Source organism: Corallococcus sp. AB018, assembly GCF_003986945.1.
Classification (GTDB): Bacteria; Myxococcota; Myxococcia; order Myxococcales; family Myxococcaceae; genus Corallococcus; species Corallococcus exiguus.
This window is the reverse complement of record NZ_RAWR01000444.1, coordinates 1-1423: the sequence shown is the minus strand read 5'-3', so window position 1 is coordinate 1423 and position 1423 is coordinate 1. Positions and strand designations below refer to the sequence as shown.

Here is a 1423-nt window from a genome sequence, read left to right as displayed (position 1 = left end):
TAGTACGACTTGGTCACATCAAGAATGCGTGAGGGTGGGCGGACTGTTCCCCCTGCATGACACCGACGCAACTGAAGCGGTTGGAGGGGGAGCTGGAGAGCTTCCTCGAGTCGATGTTCTCGGGCCTGGGCCGAGTCGAACGGCGACGGGCCATGGACTGGTACGTCAAGGGCCTGTTGCTGGAAGGCGAGCGCAAGAGCATCGACCCGATAGCTGGGCGACTGGTGAAGGAGGCTTCCGAGAAGGAGGCCATGCGCCAGCGCCTGCAGCAGTGCATCAGCGGCAGTGCGTGGGCGGACGACGAGGTCATGCGCCGGCTGGCACTGAAGCTGGAGGAGGACCTGCCGGACGTCGAGGCCCTGGTGCTGGATGACACGGGTTTCCCCAAGAAGGGCAGGCACTCGGTGGGCGTGGTCCGGCAGTACTCGGGCACTCTGGGCCGCATCGACAACTGCCAGGTCGCCGTCAGTCTGCATCTGGCGAGTGAGAAGGGCAGCGGCTGCATCGGAATGCGGTTGTACTTGCCAGTGGAGTGGACGGCCGACCCGGAGCGCTTGCGCAAGGCGGGCGTGCCGGAGGACGTATCGTTCGAGACGAAGCGGGACATCGCCCTGGGGCTGCTGGAGCATGCACGGGGATGGGGAGTGAAGCGGCACATGGTGCTGGCCGACTCAGGGTACGGAAACGAAGTCGAGTTCCGTGCGGAGCTCACGCGCCGCGGATTGCCGTACATCGTCGGCATTCAAGGCGACTGCGTCGTCTGGCCCCCGGGCTTCGTCGTTCCGCCCATTCCTCCGAAGCCACCGGGGATGCGTGGGCCCGTCCGCAAGCGCTACCGCTATGGAGACGCGAAACCCGTTGCTGTCGAGAAGCTCGCCGCCGACCTGCCGAAAACCGCCTGGAAGTGGGTCAGCTGGAGTGAAGGGTCCAAGGGCCCGCGGCGCTCGCGCTTCGCGGCCCTGCGCATCCGCACTGCCCATCGACACCATCTGGGCCTGGCCCCGGGCGACGAGCAGTGGCTGCTGTGCGAATGGCCCAGGCACGAGAAGGCGCCCACCAAGTTCCACCTGTCTACGCTGCCTGCGGACATTTCCCTGAAGCACCTCGTGCGCCTCACCAAGTTGCGCTGGCGCATCGAGCGCGACTACCAAGAGATGAAGGGGGAAGTCGGTCTGGACCACTTCGAAGGACGCACGTGGCGTGGCTTCCATCACCACGCCACCCTCTGCGCCGTGGCCCACGGATTCCTCGCGCTCCGTCGGGCGCTTTTCCCCCCGGAAGAGAGTGCACTGGACGCTACCGATGGTACGACGCGCGTTGCAGCCCCTTCTCCTCAGGCAGATTGGCATCTGCCCCCTCTGCAACACGGCCATCAACCCCAGAGCTCCGCCTGAGCTGCCCTCTCGGATGTGACCAAGTCGTA

At 65.6% G+C, this 1423-nt stretch carries 1 protein-coding gene; it reads left to right on the top strand.

Annotation, left to right across the window (positions count from 1 at the left end):
* The first annotated feature begins 56 nt into the window (after nucleotides 1-56).
* A complete protein-coding gene (locus tag D7Y11_RS42600; RefSeq protein ID WP_126936518.1) occupies nucleotides 57-1394 on the top strand; it encodes an IS701 family transposase in 1338 nt (445 codons plus the stop codon).
* Nucleotides 1395-1423: the final 29 nt, after the last annotated feature.

What these genes read in the sequence shown, in the direction of transcription:
- D7Y11_RS42600 (WP_126936518.1), top strand. Translation starts at nt 57, where the DNA reads ATGACACCGACGCAACTGAAGCGGTTGGAGGGGGAGCTGGAGAGCTTC.